Annotated in this window: 21 protein-coding genes; 14 read left to right on the forward strand and 7 right to left on the reverse strand. The window is 65.7% G+C overall.

The window, feature by feature from the left end:
- Window positions 1-146 precede the first annotated feature (146 nt).
- Window positions 147-848 (reverse strand): SDR family NAD(P)-dependent oxidoreductase, encoded by a 702-nt coding sequence (locus ACTWP6_RS22630; RefSeq protein ID WP_443188833.1) that lies wholly within the window; start codon window positions 846-848, stop codon window positions 147-149.
- A gap of 282 nt (window positions 849-1,130) precedes the next feature.
- Between ACTWP6_RS22630 and ACTWP6_RS22635 the strand changes: the two genes are divergently transcribed.
- Genes ACTWP6_RS22635 through ACTWP6_RS22690 form a run of 12 tightly spaced genes read left to right on the forward strand, consistent with a single transcriptional unit; the run spans window position 1,131 to window position 15,725 of the window.
- Window positions 1,131-2,633: an aldehyde dehydrogenase family protein gene (locus tag ACTWP6_RS22635; RefSeq protein ID WP_443188834.1), complete on the forward strand. Its 1,503-nt coding sequence runs from the start codon at window positions 1,131-1,133 to the stop codon at window positions 2,631-2,633.
- Window positions 2,634-2,661: 28 nt separating this feature from the next.
- Window positions 2,662-3,870, forward strand: coding sequence for a CaiB/BaiF CoA transferase family protein (locus ACTWP6_RS22640; protein WP_443188835.1), 1,209 nt, complete (start codon window positions 2,662-2,664; stop codon window positions 3,868-3,870).
- Window positions 3,871-3,903: 33 nt separating this feature from the next.
- Complete coding sequence (locus ACTWP6_RS22645) at window positions 3,904-5,097, forward strand: OB-fold domain-containing protein (RefSeq protein ID WP_443188836.1); 1,194 nt, start codon at window positions 3,904-3,906, stop codon at window positions 5,095-5,097.
- Window positions 5,094-6,257, forward strand: a complete 1,164-nt coding sequence (locus tag ACTWP6_RS22650) for a thiolase C-terminal domain-containing protein (protein ID WP_443188837.1) — start codon at window positions 5,094-5,096, stop codon at window positions 6,255-6,257. Before ACTWP6_RS22645 ends, ACTWP6_RS22650 begins: the two co-directional genes overlap by 4 nt.
- A complete protein-coding gene (locus tag ACTWP6_RS22655; RefSeq protein WP_443188838.1) occupies window positions 6,247-7,056 on the forward strand; it encodes an MlaE family ABC transporter permease in 810 nt (269 codons plus the stop codon). The genes ACTWP6_RS22650 and ACTWP6_RS22655 overlap by 11 nt, the downstream gene beginning before the upstream one ends.
- A 5-nt stretch (window positions 7,057-7,061) precedes the next feature.
- Entirely contained in the window at window positions 7,062-7,919 is an 858-nt protein-coding gene (locus tag ACTWP6_RS22660) for an MlaE family ABC transporter permease (RefSeq protein ID WP_443188839.1), read from the forward strand.
- Between the two features lie 9 nt (window positions 7,920-7,928).
- Complete coding sequence (locus ACTWP6_RS22665; RefSeq protein ID WP_443188840.1) at window positions 7,929-9,122, forward strand: MCE family protein; 1,194 nt, start codon at window positions 7,929-7,931, stop codon at window positions 9,120-9,122.
- Window positions 9,119-10,144, forward strand: coding sequence for an MCE family protein (locus ACTWP6_RS22670; protein WP_443188841.1), 1,026 nt, complete (start codon window positions 9,119-9,121; stop codon window positions 10,142-10,144). The genes ACTWP6_RS22665 and ACTWP6_RS22670 overlap by 4 nt, the downstream gene beginning before the upstream one ends.
- Complete coding sequence (locus ACTWP6_RS22675; protein ID WP_443188857.1) at window positions 10,144-11,247, forward strand: MCE family protein; 1,104 nt, start codon at window positions 10,144-10,146, stop codon at window positions 11,245-11,247. Before ACTWP6_RS22670 ends, ACTWP6_RS22675 begins: the two co-directional genes overlap by 1 nt.
- Entirely contained in the window at window positions 11,231-12,718 is a 1,488-nt protein-coding gene (locus ACTWP6_RS22680; protein ID WP_443188842.1) for an MCE family protein, read from the forward strand. The genes ACTWP6_RS22675 and ACTWP6_RS22680 overlap by 17 nt, the downstream gene beginning before the upstream one ends.
- Complete coding sequence (locus tag ACTWP6_RS22685; RefSeq protein ID WP_443188843.1) at window positions 12,715-14,055, forward strand: MCE family protein; 1,341 nt, start codon at window positions 12,715-12,717, stop codon at window positions 14,053-14,055. The genes ACTWP6_RS22680 and ACTWP6_RS22685 overlap by 4 nt, the downstream gene beginning before the upstream one ends.
- Complete coding sequence (locus tag ACTWP6_RS22690) at window positions 14,055-15,725, forward strand: MCE family protein (RefSeq protein ID WP_443188844.1); 1,671 nt, start codon at window positions 14,055-14,057, stop codon at window positions 15,723-15,725. Before ACTWP6_RS22685 ends, ACTWP6_RS22690 begins: the two co-directional genes overlap by 1 nt.
- Before the next feature lie 24 nt (window positions 15,726-15,749).
- Here ACTWP6_RS22690 and ACTWP6_RS22695 read toward each other — a convergent pair whose 3' ends face one another.
- Window positions 15,750-16,274: a hypothetical protein gene (locus ACTWP6_RS22695; protein WP_443188845.1), complete on the reverse strand. Its 525-nt coding sequence runs from the start codon at window positions 16,272-16,274 to the stop codon at window positions 15,750-15,752.
- 78 nt (window positions 16,275-16,352) lie between these two features.
- Between ACTWP6_RS22695 and ACTWP6_RS22700 the strand changes: the two genes are divergently transcribed.
- On the forward strand, window positions 16,353-16,781 hold the full coding sequence (locus ACTWP6_RS22700) for a hypothetical protein (protein ID WP_260754434.1): 429 nt from the start codon (window positions 16,353-16,355) through the stop codon (window positions 16,779-16,781).
- Window positions 16,782-16,795: 14 nt separating this feature from the next.
- Here the strand turns inward: ACTWP6_RS22700 and ACTWP6_RS22705 are convergent, their stop codons facing one another.
- Together ACTWP6_RS22705 and ACTWP6_RS22710 are read right to left on the reverse strand one after the other, a co-directional pair.
- The gene (locus ACTWP6_RS22705; protein WP_260754433.1) at window positions 16,796-17,236 is read right to left on the reverse strand and encodes a hypothetical protein; all 441 of its coding nucleotides are present in this window, start codon (window positions 17,234-17,236) and stop codon (window positions 16,796-16,798) included.
- 52 nt (window positions 17,237-17,288) lie between these two features.
- The gene (locus tag ACTWP6_RS22710) at window positions 17,289-18,569 is read right to left on the reverse strand and encodes a cytochrome P450 (protein ID WP_260754432.1); all 1,281 of its coding nucleotides are present in this window, start codon (window positions 18,567-18,569) and stop codon (window positions 17,289-17,291) included.
- Between the two features lie 184 nt (window positions 18,570-18,753).
- Here ACTWP6_RS22710 and ACTWP6_RS22715 point away from each other — a divergent pair, with 184 nt between their 5' ends.
- Window positions 18,754-19,380: a TetR/AcrR family transcriptional regulator gene (locus ACTWP6_RS22715; protein ID WP_260754431.1), complete on the forward strand. Its 627-nt coding sequence runs from the start codon at window positions 18,754-18,756 to the stop codon at window positions 19,378-19,380.
- Between the two features lie 70 nt (window positions 19,381-19,450).
- Here the strand turns inward: ACTWP6_RS22715 and ACTWP6_RS22720 are convergent, their stop codons facing one another.
- The 3 genes from ACTWP6_RS22720 to ACTWP6_RS22730 form a co-directional block, all read right to left on the reverse strand.
- On the reverse strand, window positions 19,451-20,614 hold the full coding sequence (locus ACTWP6_RS22720; protein ID WP_260754430.1) for a thiolase family protein: 1,164 nt from the start codon (window positions 20,612-20,614) through the stop codon (window positions 19,451-19,453).
- Between the two features lie 13 nt (window positions 20,615-20,627).
- Window positions 20,628-21,101 (reverse strand): Zn-ribbon domain-containing OB-fold protein, encoded by a 474-nt coding sequence (locus tag ACTWP6_RS22725; RefSeq protein ID WP_260754428.1) that lies wholly within the window; start codon window positions 21,099-21,101, stop codon window positions 20,628-20,630.
- 61 nt (window positions 21,102-21,162) lie between these two features.
- Complete coding sequence (locus ACTWP6_RS22730) at window positions 21,163-21,879, reverse strand: enoyl-CoA hydratase/isomerase family protein (protein WP_260754425.1); 717 nt, start codon at window positions 21,877-21,879, stop codon at window positions 21,163-21,165.
- Window positions 21,880-21,916 lie beyond the last annotated feature (37 nt).

Consider the following 21,916-nt stretch of genomic DNA (forward strand, 5'->3'; position numbering starts at 1 on the left):
GCCACCATCTGCCTGGCGCGACGGCGCACCAACGTTCTCTACGCCCTCATCCGTGACAACCGGACCTGGCAACCTGATTCACCCCCGGTCACCGCCGCGGCTTGACTTCTTCATTGAGAGTCCTTTCGCTGAAATGTGCTGGCTTGTCAGGTGTTCCGGCCGCCGTTGACGCCCAGGATCTGACCGGTGATGTAGCCGGCCTCCTCGGAGATGAAGAAGGCGCAGGCGGCGGCGATGTCCTCCGGGCGACCCATCCGGCGCACCGGCGTCTGCTCGATCTGTTTCTGGGTGTCGCCGAGGAAGCCGCGCTGCTCGGCCTTGCGCAGCATCGGGGTGTCGATGAAACCCGGCGGGACCGCGTTGACGGTGATGCCGGCGGGTCCGTACTCCAACGCCAGCGACTTGGTAAGCCCGTTGACCGCCGACTTGGCCGCGACGTACGGCGACATAAACGGCTGGCCGGAATGCGTGCTCGACGACGAGATGTTCACGATGCGGCCCCAGCCGGCCTCGATCATGTCCGGCAGCACCGCCTGAACGCAGTGGAAGACGCCGTTGAGGTTGACGTCGACGACCTTCTGCCATTCGTCGAACGTCAGGTCCAGGAACTTCTTGAACCGGTCCAGCCCCGCAGCGTTCACCAGTACCGTGACCGGCCCCAGTTCCGCGCGGATCTCGGCCAGTGCGGCGTCGACGGCGGCCCGGTCCGTCACGTCGGCGGCGTAGGAGAACTTCTCCTCGCCCGGGTTCAGATCGATCGTGGCCACGCGCATGCCGTCCGCGCGCAGCCGCTCCGCCACGGCGGCGCCGATACCCGATGCGCCTCCGGTCACCACAGCGTTTCTCACGCGCCGGCTCCATCCATCGCTTCAGCCTTCAAGAATCATCCTTCCGATTATGAGAACCGTACTCTCGCACCATGCACGATCGCAAGACAATTGCGGCGGTGTGTTCACACTGGTGAGACGTTCGATGCCGGATTGTCGCACCGCTTATCCCAGGCAGTGGCCGTCCCGCGCATTTCCTTGAGTTCTCATCCAGCGAATGTATGATTCGCCGGTGATGAGAATGCAGTTTCCATCACATAACCCCACATCGCACCTGTGACGTCACAGCTGTTGAGGAGGATGATGCAGGAAACAGCCACGATCGCGGACGGAAACCGGGGGCCGAGCGCAGGGGCCGGGCGCGCCGCGCGACGCCTGTTGATCGGGGGGCAGCTCCTCGAAACCGAGCGGACGTTTCCTTCTGTCAATCCGGCGACCGGCGAGGTGCTGGGGCACGCCCCCAACGCGACGGTCGCCGACGCGGAGGCCGCCGTGGCCGCCGCCCGGCAGGCCTTCGACGCCGGTGACTGGGCCACCGATGTCCAGTTGCGGATCCGGTGCCTGGAGCAGTTCCACGCCGCCCTCGTCGAACACCGCGACGAGCTGGCCGCATTGACGATCGCTGAGGTCGGTGCCACTCCGGCGCTGTGCCAGGGCGCGCAGTTGGATCAGCCGATCGAGATCGTCCGCTACTACACCGAACTGTTGACGAGCTACCCGTTCACCGAGGACCTCGGCGACATCGAGAGCCGGGGTATGCAGCATCACCGCTGGGTCGAGAAAGAAGCTGCCGGCGTCGTCGCGGCGATCATCGCCTACAACTACCCCAACCAGCTGGCCCTGGCGAAACTCGCTCCGGCGCTGGCCGCGGGCTGCACGGTGGTGTTGAAGTCCGCACCGGACACGCCGCTGATCACGCTCGCGCTCGGCGAGCTGATCGCCGAGCACACCGACATCCCGGCCGGGGTCGTGAACGTGCTGTCCGGCGCGGACCCGGCCGTCGGCGCCGCGCTGACCGCCAGCCCCGACGTCGACATGGTCACCTTCACCGGGTCGACCCCCACCGGGCGCGCCATCATGGCCGCCGCGAGCGCCACCCTCAAGAAGGTGTTCCTCGAGCTCGGTGGGAAGTCGGCGGCAATCGTCCTCGACGACGCCGACTTCAACACCGCCGCGCTGTTCTCGGCGTTCAGCATGGTCACCCACGCCGGTCAGGGGTGCGCGCTGACCTCGCGGCTGCTCGTGCCCGAGCAGCACAAGGACGAGATCGTCGAGCTGGTGAAGGCCAACTTCGGGCATGTGCGTTACGGGGATCCGGCCGACCCGTCGACGTACATGGGGCCGCTGATCAGTGAGAAGCAGCGCGACAAGGTCGACGGGATGGTCAAGCGCGCGGTCGAGGCCGGCGCCACCCTGGTCACGGGGGGCGAGAAGGTCGATCCCGGCTACTTCTACACCCCGACCCTGCTGGCCGACGTCGATCCCGACAGCGAGATCGCCCAGGAGGAGGTGTTCGGTCCGGTGCTGGCCGTTATCACCTATACCGACGACGACGACGCGGTGCGCATCGCGAACAATTCGATCTACGGACTGTCCGGTGCCGTCTTCGGCAGCCAGGACCGCGCGCTGGCGGTGGCCCGCCGGATCCGCACGGGCACGTTCTCCATCAACGGCGGTAATTACTTCAGCCCCGACAGCCCGTTCGGCGGGTTCAAGCAGTCGGGCATCGGACGCGAGATGGGCCGGGCCGGCCTCGAGGAGTTCCTGGAATCGAAGACGTTCGCGACGGTGGTGGGTCAGCCGTGAGCGCTCCCATGAGAAGGAGAGGGCACCGATGAGCAAGCCCCTGGACGGGATCCGCGTCCTCGAGGTGGCGATGTACGGCTTCGTCCCGTCGGCGGGCGCCGTGCTCGCGGAGTGGGGCGCCGACGTGATCAAGGTCGAGCACGCCGTCACCGGCGACCCGCAGCGCGGGCTGCGCCAGACCGGCTTGTTGCGGGTGGAGGGAGATCCGAACCCGAACATCGAGCACGCCAACCGGCTCAAGCGCAGCATCGGGCTGGACATGTCGGTCCCGGAAGGCAAGGAGGTGCTGCTGGAGCTGGCCCGCCGCGCGGACGTATTCCTGACCAGCTTCCTGCCGGGCCACCGCCAGAAGTTCGGCATCGACGTCGACGACATCCGCGCGGTCAACCCGAAGATCGTGTACGCCCGCGGCAGCGCGCTGGGTCCCCGCGGTGAGGAGTCGGTCAAGGGTGGTTACGACATGACCGCGTTCTGGTGCCGGGCCGGCACCGCGGCCACCATCACCCCGCCGGGAACCCCCGGCATGGTCGGTCCGCCGGGACCGGCCTACGGGGACACGATCTCGGGCACCAACCTGGCCGGCGGTATCGCCGCGGCGCTGCTGAAGCGGGAGCGCACCGGAGAGCCGTCCGTCGTCGACGTGTCGCTGCTGGGTAGCGGGCTGTGGGCCCTGGGACACACGGTGGCGCTGACCAACCACCTCCACCAGCGGATGGAGGCCTTCCCACCCGGTGTGCACGGTTCGCCGATCAATCCGCTGGTCGGTCTGTACCCGACCGCCGACGATCGCTACATCTCGTTCGTGATGATGCAGCCGACCAAGTTCTGGGCGGACGTGTGCAAGCACATGGAGCTCGGCGAGCTGGCCGACGATCCGCGGTTCGCCACCGCCGAGTCGTTCGCCGAGAACACCGCGGAGGCGGCCGAGATCCTCAAGGAGACGATGAGCAAGCGTCCGCTGGCCGAGTGGAGCGAGCGCTTCGCAACGCTGGCCGGGCCCTGGGCGCCGGTGCAGGACACCCTGCAGGCCGCCGAAGACGCCCAGATCCGTGCCAACGAATACCTGGTCCAGGCAGGTGAACTGGAGCTCGTGGCCAACCCTGTGCAGTTCGACGTGGTCGCGCCGACCTCGGGACCGGCTCCCGGTTTCGCCCAACAGACCGACGACATCCTCGTCGAACTGGGTCTCGATTGGGACCGCATCATCGAGCTCAAGACCGCCGGCGCCGTCACCTGACTCTTCGCCGTCCTTACCCGGAAGTTCCCCCAAATGCCTTACGTCACGTCCGTCGGCACCTACCTGCCGTGCTGGGGTACCCCCCTGCGCCGGGTCGCCGGTGATGACGAGGACGCCGTCACCATGGCCGTGGAGGCCGGGCGGGCGGCGCTGACCGCAGGCGATGCGGTCGAACGGGTGGTGTTCGTCAGCCGCGATCTGCCGCTGCTGGAGAGCAGTAACGCGGCGGTACTGCTGGCCGGGCTCGGACTGGATCCGGAGCTGGAGGTCGACGAACGTCTGGGCGGTGCACCGGCCACCGTCGACGCCGTCAGCTCGGCGCGGCCGCGCACCCTGATCATCGGGGCGGACCTGGCACCCGCCGGGGCCGCGGCCATCGTCACGGGCGAGCACGGTCTGCAGGTGCGCACCGCCGCCCGCGTCGCGCGCAGCCTGCCGGTGCGCACCCGCAAGGCCACCGGGGACGTCCACGACTACGGAGATCCGCGACTTCTTCACGAGCGCGGACTGATCGCGTCATTGGCGGCAGCCTGGCTGGACACTCCCGTCGCGGTGGCCGGGGTCGATCATGATCGGGCAACCGCTCTCTGCCTCGGCGACCCGCCCGCGCTCCCCACGTCGGGCGCGAGCGCGAGCCTGTTCGCGCTTGCCGCGCTCGCCGAATCGGGCCGGACGGGCCCACTGGTCGCCGTGGAGCAGGCGATCCTGTCCGGCATCAGTGTCAGCGGCGGCAGCGCCCAGACCTACCGCAGGGAACCCCAGCCTCGTCCGGTGCCCGATGGCGTCTTCGCCGCCGACGCGGAAATTCCGATCTCGCTGGCCGCCTACGAGCGAGCTTTCGAAGCCAAGGTGCGTTGGGAGGCAGGACAATTCGGGACATCTGGGGAGCTCGACTTTCCTCCGCGCTACCGAGTCGCCGACAACGGAGCGCTGGCCACCGACTACGAGCTGGTTCCGTTGCCCAGGACCGGCAGGGTCTACACGGAGACGACGGTGCACATCCCCGTCCCGGGTCTGCGCACGCCGTACTCGCTGGTCATCGTCGAGCTCGACGGTGTCGGGGTGCGCGCTCTGGTCAAGGTGACCGGAGCTGAGCCCGGCACCGTCGACATCGGCCATCACGGGCGCCTGGTGCTGCGGCGCGTGGCGGTCCGGTCCGGTGTGCCGGACTACGGCTACGCTTTCGAACCCCACCCGGCGCAGTCCGGGGTCAGGGGGGCTGCATGAGGAGGGTGGCGATCGTCGGCGCCGGCATGACGCCGTTCGGGGAGCATTTCGCGCTGGGGATGAAAGACCTGCTGCCCATGGCGTTCTCCGCGTGTGCCCGCACCGTGGACAAGGGCTTGTCGAAGGCGGACCTTCAGGCTGCGTGGTTCGGCGCGATGGGCACCGCCGACGGCTTTCCATCCGGTATCCTCGCCGACACGCTCGGCCTGCCCGACCTACCGGTAACCCGCGTCGAGAATTCCTGCGCGACGGGCCATGACGCGATCCGCAATGCGTTGTTCGCGGTCGCCTCGGGCGCCTTCGACGTGGCACTGGTGATGGGTGCGGACAAGTTGCGCGACACCACGAGTGCCGAGATGTTGTGGGAGTGGGAGGCGATGGCGCGCGACATGGCCTGGGATTACCCGCTCGGTCTGGTGGCTCCGGCAGGATTTGCCTTACACGTTCGTCGATATCTCCACGAATCTCCGGCAACTGAAGAACACTTAGCCATGGTGGCGGTCAAGAACCACCGCCATGGAGTCAACAACCCGAAGGCGCGGTTGCGCTTTGAGATCACGATGGAGCAGGCCCTGAACGCACCAACGGTGGTGACCCCGTTCCGGCTGTACGACTGCGCGCCGCAGAGCGACGGTGCCGCGGCGCTGGTGATCGCCGCGGACGATGTCGTCGACCGGTTCACCGACCGGCCTGTTTGGATCAGCGGCGTCGGAATCGGTCTGGATTCGGTGATGCACCAGCACAAGTTGGACCTGACGACGTTCCCGGCGACGACCAGAGCAGCCAAGCAGGCCTACGCCATGGCAGGCAGGACCCCGACCGATGTCGACGTCGCTGAGGTGTACGACTTCCTGACCGGTATCGAGCTGATGAGTTACGAGGACCTCGGCTTCGCCGAAAGGATGGGTGGCTACAAGCTTCTCGAAGCCGAGGTGACCAGCGTGGGCGGCGCGCTTCCGGTGAATCCCAGCGGTGGGCTCAAGGCCAAGGGGCACCCGCCCGGCGCCACCGGTGTGGCGCAATGTGTCGAGTTGTTCGCCCAGCTGCGAGGCGAGGCGGTCAACCAGGTCGACGGCGCCCGAATCGGGTTGGCGCACACAGTCGGCGGCCCGACGGCCGTAGCGGCGGTCACGATCTTGGAGGGGCCTGATGGCGGTTAAGGGACCGGAGCGCTGGTCGACCGGGATTTCGTTGCCGAATGGTTTGTCGGGTGCGATGCAGGCTGTTGGCGGGTTTTTCTCGATGGCGTTGGATGCGGTGCGTTATGTGTTTGTGCGGCCGTTTCAGTGGCGGGAGTTTTTGGAGCAGTCGTGGTTTGTTGCGCGGGTGTCGATGGCGCCGACGTTGTTGGTGGCGATTCCGTTCACGGTGTTGGTGTCGTTCACGTTGAACATCTTGCTGCGTGAGTTGGGTGCTGCTGATTTGTCTGGGGCGGGTGCGGCGTTCGGTGCGGTGACGCAGGTGGGTCCGCTGGTCACGGTGTTGATTGTGGCCGGGGCGGGGGCCACGGCGATGTGTGCTGATCTGGGGTCGCGCACTATCCGTGAGGAGATCGACGCGATGGAGGTGCTGGGTATCAATCCGGTGCAGCGGCTGGTCACGCCGCGGATGCTGGCTTCGGGTTTGGTGGCGCTGCTGCTCAACAGCCTGGTGGTGATCATCGGGATCCTGGGTGGTTATTTCTTCTCGATTTTCGTCCAGGACGTGAACCCTGGTGCGTTCGCGGCGGGGATCACGCTGCTGACCGGGGTGCCCGAGGTGATCATCTCGTGTGTCAAGGCGGCGTTGTTCGGGTTGATCGCCGGGTTGGTGGCGTGCTATCGCGGGTTGACCATCAGTGGCGGTGGTGCCAAGGCGGTGGGTAATGCGGTCAACGAGACGGTGGTGTATGCGTTCATGGCGTTGTTCGTGATCAATGTGGTGGTCACGGCCATCGGTATCCGGATGACGACGGGATAGCGGCGATGGGTACTTCGACGATTCTGCGGTCGCGGTTTCCGCGGCTGAGCAATTACGCCGGGCGGCCGGTGGATGTGCTTTCGCGTATCGGTGATCACACGCTGTTCTATGGTCGGGCCCTGGCCGGGGTGCCGCATGCGGCGGTGCATTTCCGCAAGGAGATCATCCGGCTGATCGCTGAGATCTCGATGGGTGCGGGGACGTTGGCGATGATCGGTGGCACTGTGGTGATCGTCGGGTTTTTGACGTTGGCCGCCGGCGGGACGCTGGCGATTCAGGGTTATTCGTCGTTGGGCAATATCGGTATCGAGGCGCTCACCGGGTTTTTGGCGGCGTTCATCAACGTGCGTATCGCCGCGCCGGTGGTGGCTGGTATCGGGTTGGCCGCGACGTTCGGTGCCGGGGTGACTGCGCAGCTGGGTGCGATGCGGATCAACGAGGAGATCGACGCGTTGGAGTCGATGGGGATCCGGCCGGTGGAGTATCTCGTCTCGACAAGGATCGTGGCCGGGATGGTGGCGATCGCGCCGTTGTACTCGATCGCGGTGATCTTGTCGTTTTTGGCGTCTCAGTTCACCACCGTGGTGTTGTTCGGCCAGTCCGGTGGGCTCTATGACCACTATTTCGACACCTTCCTCAACCCGATCGACCTGCTCTGGTCGTTCTTGCAGGCGGTGCTGATGGCGATCGCGATCTTGTTGGTGCACACCTACTTCGGCTATTTCGCCTCCGGCGGCCCGTCGGGTGTGGGTGCGGCGGTCGGCAACGCCGTGCGCACCTCCCTGGTCGTGGTGGTCTCGGTGACCCTTCTGGTGTCGCTGTCGATCTACGGTTCCAACGGCAACTTCAACCTGTCGGGCTAGGGAGACGCGTTGAATCGAAATCTTGCCCGGCCCTTGGCCGGCCTCGCTTTGGTTGTCGCACTGCTCGTGGTGCTTGCGGTCTCGATCGGTCTGTTCGCCGGGAAGTTCACCGAAACCGTTCCCGTCACCGTGGTCTCGAACCGTGCCGGTCTCGTGATGAACCCCGACGCCAAGGTCAAGATGCGTGGCGTGCAGGTCGGCAGCGTCCGCTCGATCGACTACCGGCCGGACGGCACCGCCGCGCTGCAGCTGGACATGGACCCCTCCCAGTTACACCTGATCCCGTCCAACGTTCAGGTCGACATCGCGTCGTCGACGGTGTTCGGCGCCAAGTTCGTCCAACTCGAAGCCCCGAAGAACCCGAGCGGTGCGCTGCAGAAGGGACAGGTGCTCACAGGTGACCATGTCACCGTCGAGATCAACACCGTCTTCCAGCGCCTCGTTCAGGTGCTCGACAGCGTCGAGCCCACCAAGCTCAACGAAACCCTCGGGGCGATCTCGCAGGCATTCAGCGGCCGCGGGGAGAAGTTCGGTGAGACGCTTACTGATTTCAACGCGCTGCTGGCCAAGATCGAACCCAGCCTGCCGAACCTTTCCCGCGACATCGAAGCCTCGGTGCCCGCATTGGAGGCCTACGCCGACGCCGGGTCCGATCTGGTCGCGACGGTCGAGAACACCACGACGCTGAGCAACTCCATCGTCGACGAGCAGGACAACCTGGACCAATTCCTGGTCAGCTCAATCGGTTTGGCCGACCTCGGCAACGAGGTCGTCGGGGGTAACCGCGAAGCGCTGACCGACGTGCTCCACAAGCTCGAACCCACCACCGGTCTGCTGAACCTGTACAAGAAGTCGTTGTGGTGCGGCATCGGCGGTCTGGTTCCGTTCGCCAAGTCCCCACCGCAGTTCTCCGGCATCTTCGTCTCCGCCGGTCTGACGCTGGGTGTCGAGCGCTACCGTTACCCGCGCGACCTCCCGAAGGTGGCGGCCAAGAGTGGTGGCCGCGACTACTGCGCGGAACTGGGCCTGCCCGAGATGCCGGCCGAGTTCGTCCCTCCGCTCATTGTCGGCGACGTCGGGTCCAACCCCGCGCAGTACGGCAACGCGGGCATCCTTCTGAACTCAGAGGGGTTGAAGAACTGGCTGTTCGGACCTCTTGACGGGCCACCGCGCAACACCGCACAGATCGGAATGCCCGGATGACGCGCTCCACCGGCACCCTCATCAAGTTCACCATCTTCGGCCTCGTCATGGCCATGTTGACCGCCTTCCTGTTTCTGGTGTTCAGCGACACCAGAACTGGTGCGGCCAACGAATACACCGCGGTCTTCAAGGACGCGTCCCGACTGAAATCCGGAGATACCGTGCGGATCGCCGGTATTCGGGTCGGCACGGTCAAAGGCGTCGAACTGCAGGACGACCGCAGTGTTCTGGTGACCTTCGACGCCGACCGCAACACCGTGCTGACGACTGGAACCAACGCCGCGATCCGCTATCTGAACCTGGTCGGGGACCGCTATCTGGAACTGGTTGACACACCCGACTCCAACCAGATCGTCGCTGCAGGAGGACAGATCCCCGAGGACCGGACCGCTCCGGCCCTCGATCTTGACGTCTTGCTCGGCGGGCTCAAACCGGTGATCCAGGGTCTCAATCCCGAAGACGTCAACGGGCTGACATCGTCGCTGATCCAGATCCTCCAGGGCCAGGGCGGAACATTGGACTCCCTGTTCTCCAGAACATCGTCGTTCAGCAACTCGCTGGCCGACAACAACCAGGTCATCGAGGAGTTGATCGTCGACCTGCGCACAGTCCTCGACACGCTTGCCAAGGACGGCGACGAATTCTCCGGTGCGATAGACAAGCTTGAACAGCTGGTCAGCGGACTGTCGGCCGACCGTGATCCGATCGGGACCGCCATCACGGCTTTGGACAACGGCACCGCATCGATCGCGGACCTGCTCGGCAGGGGCCGGGCACCGCTGGCCAACACCGTCGACGAGCTGAACAGGCTTGCGCCGCTGGTGGACAACGATCTCGATCGACTCGACGCGACGCTTCAGCGTCTGCCCGAGATCTACCGCAAGCTCGCTCGTGTCGGGTCGTACGGTGCGTGGTTCCCGTACTACATCTGCGGTATCACCTTCCGCGCCAGTGATCTGGAGGGACGCACGGTGGTCTTCCCCTGGATCAAGCAAGAAGAGGGAAGGTGCGTGGACGAGTAATGCTCAAATACCGCGGTTCTCAACTCGCCAAGGCAGGCTTCATCGGCGTCGTCTTGATCATCCTGGTCATCGCCGTCGGCCTGCAGCCGGAACGACTGCTGTCCTGGGCGACCGCAGTGCGTTACCAGGCACTGTTCACCGAAGCCGGCGGACTCACCGTCGGCAACGACGTCACCGTGTCCGGCATCAAGGTCGGCTCCGTGTCGTCGATCCAGCTCGAAAACGGCGACGCGCTGGTCGGGTTCACCATCGGCGGCAAGTACGCCCTCGGCTCCGATACCACGGCCCATATCCGCACCGGAACGCTACTGGGTGAGCGTGTCCTCGCGCTCGACTCCCAGGGAAGCGGCACCCTCGATCCGCAGCACGTGATTCCGACGAGTCGGACATCGTCGCCGTACTCTTTGACGGATGCCGTGAGTGAGCTGACCGAAAACACCGCCGACACCGACACCGGTGCGCTGAACCAGTCACTGGACACCCTGTCTGAGACGCTGGACCAGATTGCGCCGCAACTGGGCCCGACCTTCGATGGCCTGTCGCGGCTGTCCCAGTCCCTCAACAGCCGCAACGAAAGCCTCGCCGAACTACTCCGGACCGCCGGAGAGGTGACCGGGATCTTCTCCGAGCGCAGCAGGCAGGTCAACGCGCTGATCCTCAACTCCAACGACCTACTGGCAGTGCTCAATGACCGTCGCTACGCGATCACGAGCCTGCTCGCCAACATCTCGACGGTGTCGCAGCAGTTGTCGGGTTTGGTCGCCGACAACGAAGCAGAACTCGCGCCGGCGCTGGAACGGCTCAACAACGTGACGCGCATGTTGGAGAGGAACCGCGACAACCTCGCCAAGATGCTCCCGGGTGCGGCGAAGTACTACCTCACGCAGGGTGAGATCGTCTCCAACGGTGCGTATTACAACGCGCTGATTCCGAACATCCAACCCGCACAGCTGTTGCAGCCGTTCCTGGAATACGCCTTCGGATTCCGGCGCGGTGTCGAACAGGGGCAGCCGCCGGACAACGCCGGACCGCGAGCTGAACTCCCGTTCCCTGTCAACAGCCTTCCGCAGCCTGGAGATCTCCCCAATGATGGCAACCCGTAAGCGGCTGGTGGCGGGCACGGCGATCGTGCTGGCCATTCTGCTGATCGCCGGCGCGGCCTTCCTCGTCCGGCAGGTGTTCTTCGGCCCGAAGACCATCACGGCCTACTTCCCGACGGCGACCGCGATCTATCCGGGCGACGAGGTTCGGGTGTCGGGCGTCAAGGTCGGCACGATCGACAAGATCGAGCCGGAGGGCACGCTGACGAAGATGACGCTCAAGGTCGACAGGGGAGTGCCCGTCCCCGCCGACGCGAAGGCCGTCATCGTGGCGCAGAACCTGGTGGCCGCTCGCTATGTCCAGCTCACCCCGGCCTACCGGGACGGCGGCGGGCCGACGATGGACGACGGGGGCGTCATCCCCGAGAACCAGACCGCGGTCCCGGTCGAATGGGATGAAGTCAAAACTCAATTGATGCGCCTCTCAGAGGAATTGGGCCCACAGACCGGAGTGAACGGAACATCGATCTCGCGCTTCGTCGACAGCGCCGCCAATGCGATGGAAGGCAACGGCGAGAAACTGCGCGAAACGCTGCGGCAACTCTCCGGTGTGGCGCGGATCTTCGCCGAGGGCAGCGGCAACATCGTCGACATCATCAAGAACCTGCAGATGTTCGTGTCCGCGCTGCGCGACAGCAAGGACCAGATTGTGCTGTTTCAGAACCGTCTGGCCACACTGACCAGCGTTGTCAACGACAGCCGGTCGGACCTCGACGCCGCCCTGACCGACCTGTCCTTCGCCATCGGTGAGGTACAGCGGTTCGTGGTCGGCAGCAGGGACCAGACCACCGAACAGATCCGCAGCCTCGGTCAGGTCATGCAGGTGCTTGCCGACAACAAGTTGGCGCTCGAGAACGTCCTCCACATCACGCCCAACGCGATCGCGAACTTCGAGAACATCTATTATCCGAACGGCGGGTCGGTGACCGGCGCTTTCTCGGTATCCAACTTCTCGAACCCGGTGTGGTTCGTGTGCGGTCTCATCGGTGCTGTCGCCAACACGACCGCGCCCGAGACCGCCAAGCTCTGCTCGCAGTACCTCGGGCCCGCCTTGCGCTCGATACCCATTCACAATCTGCCGTTCCCGATCAACGCGTACTTGCGGCCGGCGGTGAGTCCTGAGCGGATGATCTACACCGATCCCAAGCTCGCGCCAGGTGGAGCCGGGCCGGGCGATCCGGCCGAGATACCGCCGACCGTGTCCGCATACACGGGTTCCGGCGACATCCCGCCGCCGCCGGGGTGGGGCGCACCGCCCGGACCGCCAGGGATCTACCAGCCGGATCCCGATGCCCCGGCGACACCGTCACCGGCGTTGTTCCCCGGTGCACCGATTCCGGGGCCGCCCAACATCCAGTCGAACATCCCGGCACAGACAGTCGACGGGCTGCTGCTGCCCTCCACGCCCGCTCCGGCGGCGCCGGTGCCACCCACAGCGCCCCTATTGCCTGCGGAAGGGATGCCGCCATCATGAGAAGCGGTGTGAAGCAGTTGACAGTCGTCGGTTGTGCTGTCGCACTGTCCCTTTCCGGCTGTGCGTTCCAGGGGGTGAACTCTCTGCCCCTACCGGGGGCGGTGGGGCGGGGTCCCGACGCGATCACCTACCACGTTCAGGTGCCGAACGTCGCGACGCTGGAGTCGAATTCGCCGGTCATGATCGACGACGTCGTCGTCGGCAGCGTCGGCAAGATGACCGTGCAGAATTGGCACGCCGCGGTAGAGATCTCGGTGAAACCCGATGTGGTGATTCCTGCCAACGCCGTGGCGACCGTGGGGCAGACCAGCCTACTGGGGTCGATGCATCTTGCGCTGAATCCACCGCTGGGGGACAAGCCGTCCGGACGGCTCGAACCGGGATCCACACTCCCGCTGAACTCGTCGTCGACCTATCCGACCACCGAGCAGACCCTGTCGTCGCTCTCCACCGTCGTCAACGGCGGCGGCCTCGGCCAGATCGGCGACATCATCCACAACATGAACACCGCGCTGTCGGGGCGTGAGCCCGAAATCCGCGAACTGCTCACCAGGTTGGACAATTTCGTCGGTGTCCTCGCTGAGCAGCGCGAGAACATCATCGCGTCGATCCAGCAGTTGCGCCGGGTGGCAGGCACTTTCGCCAATCAGCGCGAAGTGATCGATCGGGCGCTCAAGGAGATCCCACCGGCCATCGACGTGCTGATCAGGGAGCGGCCGACCTTCACCACCGCGCTCGATCGGCTCGGCACCTTCAGCGACACCGCGACGCGACTTGTCAACGACGCGGGCGACGATCTAGTCCAGAACCTGGAGAACCTCGGTCCCGTCCTCGGTGCGCTCGCGGACATCGGACCCGACCTGAATGAGGCGGTGCTGTGGGCCAGCGCGTTCCCGTACGGGCCGACGTTCGCCGACCGCATCACCAAAGGCGACTTCATCAACCTGTACGCGGTCTTCGACATCACCTATCCACGCCTGAAGAAGACGCTTCTCCTAGGGACGCGGTGGGGTGACGAGAACGCCAAACTGATTCCCGCGCCCGGTGATCCCTACTACTTGAACTATGCCTACAATCCCTTGAATTTCGGCGTCGCGCCTCCGCCGCAAGAGGCTGCGCCGCCGCCGGCTGAAGGCACTGCGCCCGCGCCGACGGTTGTCATCCCGGCCGAGCCGATCCTGCCGGTGCTGCCCCCGCCACCGGCCGCGCCGTGGCTGCCGCAGGCGCAACCACTGCGCGGTGACCAGATCTTCGCCGGCCCGTACGCGGGGCAGACGCCGCCACCACCCCATGCGCCGCCCGTACCTGCGGTGCCGACACCTGGAGGAGGTGGCTGATGCTCACCCGCTTCGTCCGAAATCAGCTGATCATTTTCACCATTGCGTCGATAGTGGGCGTGGCGGTGATGCTGTTCACCTACATGCAGGTGCCCACGCTGCTGGGAGTCGGCCGGCTCGCCGTGACTCTGGAATTGCCCGAGTCGGGCGGTCTCTACCGGTTCAGCAACGTGACATACCGCGGCGTCCAGGTCGGCAAGGTCACCAGCGTGGCGCTGACCGAGAGAGGTGCTGAAGCCACACTGTCCCTTGATACTTCGCCCAAGATCCCCGCGAATCTGCGGGCCGAGGTGCGCAGTGTGTCCGCGGTCGGTGAGCAGTACGTAGATCTGCGACCGGCAACCGATGACGGGCCTTTCCTGGAGGACGGGTCGCGAATCCCGGTGACTGCGACGTCAGTGCCGCAGCAGGTCGGCCCGATGCTCGATCAGTTGAGCGCGTTGGTCGACAGCCTCCCGAAGGACCGGATTCCCGACCTGCTTGACGAAACCTTCAAGGCGTTCAACGGTGCGGGACCCGACTTCGGATCGCTGCTCGACTCGGCTGCACAGGTGACCGACGACGTCAACGGCGTCTCCGACCAGATGCGCTCCCTGATCGACGACAGTCGACCGCTCATCGATTCACAGGCCGAGACCACCGATGCGATCCGGACTTGGGCAGCCAGTTTGAACGGTGTTTCGGCGCAGGTCGTCCAGAACGACCCACAGGTCCGGGCGCTCCTGCAGAACGGCCCCGGATTCGCGCAAGAGGTCAGCACGTTACTCAATCAGGTGAAGCCGACGCTGCCGATCCTGTTGGCTAATCTGAGCACCGTGGGGCAGACCTTGCTCACCTACAATCCCGCGATCGAACAGCTTCTCGTGCTGTTCCCGGGCATCATCGCCGCCCAGCAGTCCTTCGGCCTGCCGCAGAACAGCCCGACAGGTCTGCCGATGGGCGATTTCGCGCTGACGATCAGCGACCCGAACCCGTGCACCGTCGGGTTCCTGCCGTCGACGCAGTGGCGATCGCCGGAGGACGAAACCACGATCGACACCCCGGACGGCCTGTATTGCAAACTGCCGCAGGATTCGCCGATGAATGTTCGTGGTGCACGGAACTACCCGTGCATTGAGCACCCTGGCAAACGCGCTCCCACCGTGGAACTCTGCAACGATCCCAGGGGATTCGTTCCCACCGCGATCCGCAACCACATCACCGGGCCGTACCCGTTCGACCCGAACCTTGTGTCTCAAGGCGTCCCGATCGATTCGTTCGTCGAGGGACCGGACCGGATCTACACCCCGGTCGAAGGAACACCGCTGCCTCCGGGAGCGGTGCGGGCGGGCACGCCACCGGTGTCGGAGCCCGGCACACCGCCGTTCCCCGTCGGTGCGCCCGCCCCGGTGGTTCCGGGGGCGCCGCCGCCTGCGCAGCCGCCGATCCTTCCTTCGGCACCGCTGCCGCCGGGGCAGGCCGTCCCCGTGGCACCGGCGCCGCCTCCCGGCGCGGTCCCCGCCGCACCAAGCGCCTTCGGGGGCAACGATGCCGGCGTGCCGACTGTGGGGACTGCGCAATACAACCCGCAGACGGGGGAGTACCTGGCGCCGGACGGATCGATGCATCAGGTCACGAATGTGACGACGGGCTCTGCGCCGAAGTCGTGGCAGGACCTGCTGCCGATGTGACGGATCGCCGAGAGCCGGCGCGGTCTAGGAGATTCGGTCCAACCGCACCGGCAACTCGATCACCTTCGACAGATTGACCCCGCAGGCGCCACTGTCGCTCTTGGTGATGTTGCGGCCCGCGATCGTGGTCATGTTCCTCTTGATCCGATGTTGCGTGCCGGGATCAACTCCCCAAAGCAGGAACTTCTGATAGCCGGTGGCGAAAGTCCCATTGGGACAAGGCATCCAGTTCGGGACAACGTGCTCGACGAAGTAGAAGTCGTCGAGCCTGATCGGCCCGGTCCACCCGAGCGAGCTCTTGACCTCACCCGTGCATTCGATCGGGCTGACACAGGTCATGTTGATCGTCCACGTCTCGAGGACGGACTGCTGCTTGATCTTCACCTGGTTGGTGCGTGCCCAGTCACCGTCGGAGTAGACGCGCCACGTTCCGCTGAGGTTGACGCCCCACTCCGGGTCGTCCGCGTGCGCGGCGGGAGTGAAGTTCAGGCTTCCCAGTACGGCGAGGGCCGTCGCGGCGAATCCACTGACCAAACGTGTAGCGCGCATGGGTTCTAGCCTAATGGTGCTCAGAGTAGAGCTCTCCAAAAGCGAGAATTTCGTTCTGGGGCATGGGAAAATGTCAGGATGCGATCTCTCGTCGCAGCGCTCGCTGCCGTAGCGGCCCCCGCCGTGCTGATCTCCGCTCCACCCGCCGCGGCTCAGCCGCCCCCACCACCGCCCGGCGAAGCGTGCAACTATCCGAACTGCACACCTGGGATCATGCCCAATGTGGTTCTTGGGTCCTATTGCGCCAACACCACTTATTACGCGTTCGGAGTGACGGACTGGGGTCGGCTGGTGTTCTGCGGGTCGCCACGGCGCTACGAGCCGCGCTGGTTCCGCTCACCGGAAATGCACGGGATCAAGAACGAAGGCGACTTGTGCCCGGCGCTCGACGGTCAGGTGGCGCAGGCGCCGGACGGGCTGTTCCTGACATGCATCGCCAAAAACAATCGCTCCTACTGGGCGCGCGGCGATGTCTCGGTCGGCGGTGGCAATCCACCTCCTCAGTGATTGGGCGAGGTGGCCTACCAGGGGCGCTGCGAGCAGAGCGCGCCCCTAAGGCCTGAATCCGTCGCGACGACGACGCCGTCGACCTGCAGTTCGCATACGAACCCGGGATCGGCCAATGCGGGCGTCTGCGCCGTCGGCAGGCCCACCACAACGAGGGACCACTGCGCCGGGTCCGCCAGCCAGGTCTCGAACACCCAGGGCTTGTTCGGGCCGAGGGTAGCTTCCTGATTGGGCGTGTACAGGTACGGGTTGTGGCTGTACTCGCCCCAGTTCGGCGGATCCTTCTCGCGGTAGTAGATCTCCGCGTTGACGATGTCCTGGCTCGCGCCGACCGTGTACTTGACGTGATGCAGTGGGGGTTGCGCGCCGGCCGTGCCACCCGTGATGACGACTCCGGCCGTGACCAGTCCGGTCACGGACGCAGCGACGATCGGAACCGCTTTGCAGAACACCATTTTCGAATTTTAGAACGAGGCTTCGGTGCGCGTGCCGGAATCGCGGCTCCCGCTAACGAACCGGGTTGAAGGTGATGTTCAGTTCGGTGAGCCCGCGCAGGATGAACGTCGGCTCATAGTTGTAGCGACGCGCACCCGGAGGGCCGTGCAGCTCCTCGTCGATCGCGATGTCCGACATCCGGTCCAGGATCCGTTCGATGGACACGCGACCCTCCACGCGTGCCAGCGGGCCGCCCGGGCACGAGTGCACACCGCGGCCGAACGCGATGTGCTCACGCACATTCTTGCGGTCGAGGTCGAATTCGTGCGGATGCTCGAACCGACCGGGATCGCGGTTCACCGCCCCCGGGCACACCATCAGCGTGGTGCCCGCCGGAACGTCCACGTCACCGACCGTGGTGTTCTTCTTGGCCAACCGGAACTGGCTCTTGACCGGAGCGTCCATCCGCAACGCCTCCTCGATGAACACCGGGATGCGGCTGCGGTCGCGGCGCAGACGCTCCTGGACCTCGGGATGGTCACCGAGCACGCGCAGGGAGGCGGTGAGCAATTTGGTGGTGGTCTCCTGGCCGGCGGCGAACAGGAAGGTGGCCGACCGGACCACTTCGATCACCGGGGGTGTCGAGCCGTCCGGGTACTTGGCCGTGGCCAACGCCGTGAGCACGTCGTCGCGCGGATTTTCCCGGCGGTCCTCCAGATAGCCGATGAACTTCTCGTCGAGCCACTCCAGCGGGTTGGTGCCGACCAAGTCGCTGTGATCGAGCGAGCCGACGTTGGCGCCCGGACGGGGCGCGCCCAGCACGGTGCGGAACTCCTCGTGGTCAGCCTCGGGGACTCCCAGCATGTCGGCAATGACCAGGAGTGAGAACGGTTTTGCGTAGGCGGTCAGAAACTCGCAGCGGCCCGCGGCGATGAAGTCGTCGAGAACCTCGTCGGCCAGCCGCCACATGAAGTCCTCGTTCTCCTTGAGCCGGCTGGGCGTCAGGAGTCGGTTCAGCAGAGAGCGGGCGTTGGTGTGGTCGGGCGGGTCCATCGTGACCATGTGCTCGAACATCGGCATCTGCGGCCGGTGCGCGGTGATCTGGTCGGTGATGTCGTCACCTTCGGGGGTGAACGGCAGCGGCGGGAACGGTCCGGCGACGGCGATACACGACGAGAAGGTGTCGGCGTCCTTAAGCACGACGGCGGCCTCCTCGTAGCCGGTGACCGCGAGCACGCCATAGTTCGGCTCCTGTGTCACCGGGCACTTGCTGCGCAGATGATCGAAGTACGGGTGGGGGTCAGGCACCAGGGAGGGGTCGGTGAAGTAGTCGATGGTGTCGAAATCGGTCATGTCCGAGGCCTCCCGAGGCTGGCGGAGTTGATCGTGCTTGCGAAAATTGCTGAGCACCTGCTTAGCATGGTGTGAGAGTTAGGGTCAAGATCGGCTCGGCGGTCGTGATGTCACGATCTGCATGCCGGTGCGGTCCGGTGGTGTCACGCTGTGGGGGCACCGAACGACAGAGGTGGGAGTAGGCATGGCATCGCCGCGACGTATCGGGGCGCCCGACGCGAAGAATCGAGTGGTTCTCCTCGACGCGGCCGAACAGCTGCTCATCGAGGAAGGGTATGCGGCGGTGACCTCTCGCCGGGTTGCCGACAAGGCCGAGCTGAAACCTCAGTTGGTGCACTACTACTTCCGCACGATGGAGGATCTGTTCCTGGCCGTGTTCCACCGCCGAGCCGAGGAAGGGCTGGCGGTGTTGTCGACGGCGCTGCAGTCGCCGCAACCGCTGTGGGCGCTGTGGCGTTTCAGCACGGCCCCGGAAGCGACCAGGCTGACGATGGAGTTCATGGGCCTGGCCAACCATCGCAAGGCGTTGCGGGCCGAGATCGTCTATTACGCCGAGCGTTTCCGGCAGGAGCAGAACCGTGCGATCTCCGATGCCCTGCAGCGCTACGGCATGGAGTCGGACGAGGTGCCGCCCGTGGTGTGGACGGTGTTCGCGACGAGCGTGTCGCAGGCCCTGGTGATGGAACGGGCGCTCGGCATGGACACCGGCCACGCCGAGACGTTCGCGTTCTGCGAGGCGTGGATCCGGCGCCTTGAAGGCGACCCGCTGCCGGGTCTTTTCGACACGCCGGACCCCGCTCACCAGAGATAGCCCGCCGGCCGCACGTCGGTGGCTTGTGTTCCGGGTTCCGGTGTCGGCATGGCTGCGGTGTGTCCGGTCTCTACAGCGACAGGATCGTCGCGGAGGCCGTCCCGGGTGCGCCGTAAACCTGGGCGAGCCCGACGCGCGGCGTTCCGGGCACCTGCCGGTCGCCGGCCTCGCCGCGCAGCTGCCGGACCAGTTCGTGCACCTGGCGCAGGCCGGACGCGCCGATCGGCTCGCCGTTGGCGATCAGGCCGCCGTCGGTGTTGACCGGGATGCTGCCACCGATCTCGGTGGCACCGTCGGCCAGCAGCTTCTCCTGCTCGCCGTCGGCGCACAGGCCCGTTTCGGCCATGTGGATGACCTCGGCGCCGGCGTCGGTGTCCTGCAGCTGGGCGATGTCGACGTCCTCGGGGCCGATGCCGGCGGCCTCGTACGCGGCCTTGGCGGCGTACACCGTGGGGGAGGGATCCTCGTCCAACGGCGCGGAGGTCGCGTGCACCTCGTAGGCGCCGTAGGTTCGGGTCCGAATCTCACTGGCGCGCACATACACCGGCTTGTCGGTGTACTTGTGCGCGAGATCGGCGCGGCACATGATCACCGCGGCGGCGCCCTCGTCGGGAGCGCAGAACATGTATTGCCGCAGCGGGTAGTTCAGCACCGGCGAGGCCATGATCTCCTCGACGCTGATCTCCTTGCGGCGGAATGCATTCGGGTTCAGCACGCCGTTACGGAAATTCTTGTTGGCCACCCGCGCCAGCGTCTCCTCGGAGATGTTGTGCTTGTGGATGTAGTGGTTGGCCTTCATGCCGAAGAACTTGGTGGTCACGAACTGGCCGTTGTTGGCATACCACTGCGGCAGTGCGAGCTTGGCCGGGTCGTCGGTGAACGCGCCACGAGGGTGCTTGTCCAGTCCGATCGCGATTCCGATGTCGTACTTGCCGAGACGGATGGTGTCGGCGGTCTGCTGGATGGCCGACGCCGCGGTGGCGCAGGCGTTGAACACGTTGGTGAACGTGATGCCGGTCAAGCCGACCAGTCGGGTGACAGCGTCGGGGTTGGACACCTCGTAGCTGCCGCCGAACCCGAACTGGATGTCCTTCCAGTCGAGGCCTGCGTCGGTCAGCGCGGACTGGATCGCCTCGGCGCCCATTTCCATCGCGGTCTTGTCGAAGCGGCCGAACGGATGCAGGCCGACCCCGATGATCGCCACTTCACCGGCGGCGTTGGCGGACGTGCTCATCGTCGCAGTCCTCTCAGTTGTCAATCGGGCGGAACGCGAACGTGATGAGCTCGGCGCCGTCGTCGTCGGTGGTGAACGGGATCATGGTGAGCTCGACCTCCTGGCCGAACTGCAGCTTCGCCGGATCGTTCTCCGTGAGTCGGCCCTCGACCCGGATCACCTCATCGAGCTGGACGAGGCCGACGCCGAACGGCACGAAGTCCTTGCCGGTAGGGCCCTTGTACGGTGCGCCGGGCGGGAAACCCTGCGTGGTCCAGGCGATCAGAGTGCCCCGCCGCGGCAGCAGAACCTCGGACATCTCGCCGCCGCTGCACTTCGGGCAGCGCTGCTGCACCGGGAACGTGGTGGACCCGCAGGTGCCGCAGGTGCTGCCGATCAGCTGCGGATCGTCATTCGGCCAGGTGGAGATTTCGGGCGCGAGCGCGCGCTGTGTGGTGGACACAGGTTGACCATAATCGGAAATGACGTTCTCGTCTAGAGAGAACATGTCGGGTGGACCGGCCCCGGAAGCGGGGCCCTCCTTGCTACCGTGCGCGGCGTCTAGTGGGTTATTTGCCCTTCTTCATGACCTTGTCGGCGGCGGCCCAGTGCTCGTCGGAGACCCACAGGCGGGCGAATGCCGCGACCGCCTCGGTGGTGGGCACACCGCGCATGACCCGCTTCACCTCGCCGGCAGGGGCGGAGGCCAGGGAGCGGGCGATCAGCCGCCACTGCTCGTCGAATGAGGCACGGGGGATCACCTGGTCGATCAGACCGATGCGTTCGGCCTCCGCGGACGACATGATCCGCCCGGTGCCGGCGATCAGCAGGGCCCTGCTGTAGCCGACCAGGTTCACCAGCCGCTCGGCCCCGCCCCACGCGGGCATGATGGCCAACGCCACCTGATTGAAGCCGATCTTGATGTCGTCGGCGGCCACGCGGATGTCGGCGGCCACCGCGAACTCCGCACCGCCGCCGAGGGCATGGCCGTTGAGGGCGGCCAGCACCGGGCCCGGGAAGCCGGCGATGCGGTCACAGATCGACCGCATCCGGAACGACATCGCCGCGGCTTGCTCTTCGGTGCGCAGGGCGCTCAGCTCTTTGAGATCGCCGCCCGAGACGAATGCCTTGTCGCCGGCGCCGGTCAACGCCAGCGCGGCGGCTCCCTCGGCGCCGTCGAGCGCCTTGTCGAGCTGCTCCATGGTCTCCAGCGAGATCGCGTTGCGCGCATGGGGCCGGTCGATGGTGATGACCGCCAGACCGTCGGTGATTTCGAGGTCGACCATCGAGCATTCTCCGTTCGCGGTATTGGCATTCTCGCAG

The sequence above is a fragment of the Mycobacterium sp. 4D054 genome (assembly GCF_052245755.1).
GTDB lineage: Bacteria > Actinomycetota > Actinomycetes > Mycobacteriales > Mycobacteriaceae > Mycobacterium.

Coding starts and splice junctions, on each gene's coding strand:
- ACTWP6_RS22670 (WP_443188841.1), top strand. CDS start 9,119: ATGACGCGCTCCACCGGCACCCTCATCAAGTTCACCATCTTCGGCCTC.
- ACTWP6_RS22695 (WP_443188845.1), bottom strand. CDS start 16,274: ATGCGCGCTACACGTTTGGTCAGTGGATTCGCCGCGACGGCCCTCGCC.
- ACTWP6_RS22650 (WP_443188837.1), top strand. CDS start 5,094: ATGAGGAGGGTGGCGATCGTCGGCGCCGGCATGACGCCGTTCGGGGAG.
- ACTWP6_RS22660 (WP_443188839.1), top strand. CDS start 7,062: ATGGGTACTTCGACGATTCTGCGGTCGCGGTTTCCGCGGCTGAGCAAT.
- ACTWP6_RS22655 (WP_443188838.1), top strand. CDS start 6,247: ATGGCGGTTAAGGGACCGGAGCGCTGGTCGACCGGGATTTCGTTGCCG.
- ACTWP6_RS22730 (WP_260754425.1), bottom strand. CDS start 21,879: ATGGTCGACCTCGAAATCACCGACGGTCTGGCGGTCATCACCATCGAC.
- ACTWP6_RS22645 (WP_443188836.1), top strand. CDS start 3,904: ATGCCTTACGTCACGTCCGTCGGCACCTACCTGCCGTGCTGGGGTACC.
- ACTWP6_RS22700 (WP_260754434.1), top strand. CDS start 16,353: ATGCGATCTCTCGTCGCAGCGCTCGCTGCCGTAGCGGCCCCCGCCGTG.
- ACTWP6_RS22715 (WP_260754431.1), top strand. CDS start 18,754: ATGGCATCGCCGCGACGTATCGGGGCGCCCGACGCGAAGAATCGAGTG.
- ACTWP6_RS22725 (WP_260754428.1), bottom strand. CDS start 21,101: ATGTTCTCTCTAGACGAGAACGTCATTTCCGATTATGGTCAACCTGTG.
- ACTWP6_RS22685 (WP_443188843.1), top strand. CDS start 12,715: ATGAGAAGCGGTGTGAAGCAGTTGACAGTCGTCGGTTGTGCTGTCGCA.
- ACTWP6_RS22640 (WP_443188835.1), top strand. CDS start 2,662: ATGAGCAAGCCCCTGGACGGGATCCGCGTCCTCGAGGTGGCGATGTAC.
- ACTWP6_RS22635 (WP_443188834.1), top strand. CDS start 1,131: ATGCAGGAAACAGCCACGATCGCGGACGGAAACCGGGGGCCGAGCGCA.
- ACTWP6_RS22675 (WP_443188857.1), top strand. CDS start 10,144: ATGCTCAAATACCGCGGTTCTCAACTCGCCAAGGCAGGCTTCATCGGC.
- ACTWP6_RS22690 (WP_443188844.1), top strand. CDS start 14,055: ATGCTCACCCGCTTCGTCCGAAATCAGCTGATCATTTTCACCATTGCG.
- ACTWP6_RS22710 (WP_260754432.1), bottom strand. CDS start 18,569: ATGACCGATTTCGACACCATCGACTACTTCACCGACCCCTCCCTGGTG.
- ACTWP6_RS22680 (WP_443188842.1), top strand. CDS start 11,231: ATGATGGCAACCCGTAAGCGGCTGGTGGCGGGCACGGCGATCGTGCTG.
- ACTWP6_RS22705 (WP_260754433.1), bottom strand. CDS start 17,236: ATGGTGTTCTGCAAAGCGGTTCCGATCGTCGCTGCGTCCGTGACCGGA.
- ACTWP6_RS22720 (WP_260754430.1), bottom strand. CDS start 20,614: ATGAGCACGTCCGCCAACGCCGCCGGTGAAGTGGCGATCATCGGGGTC.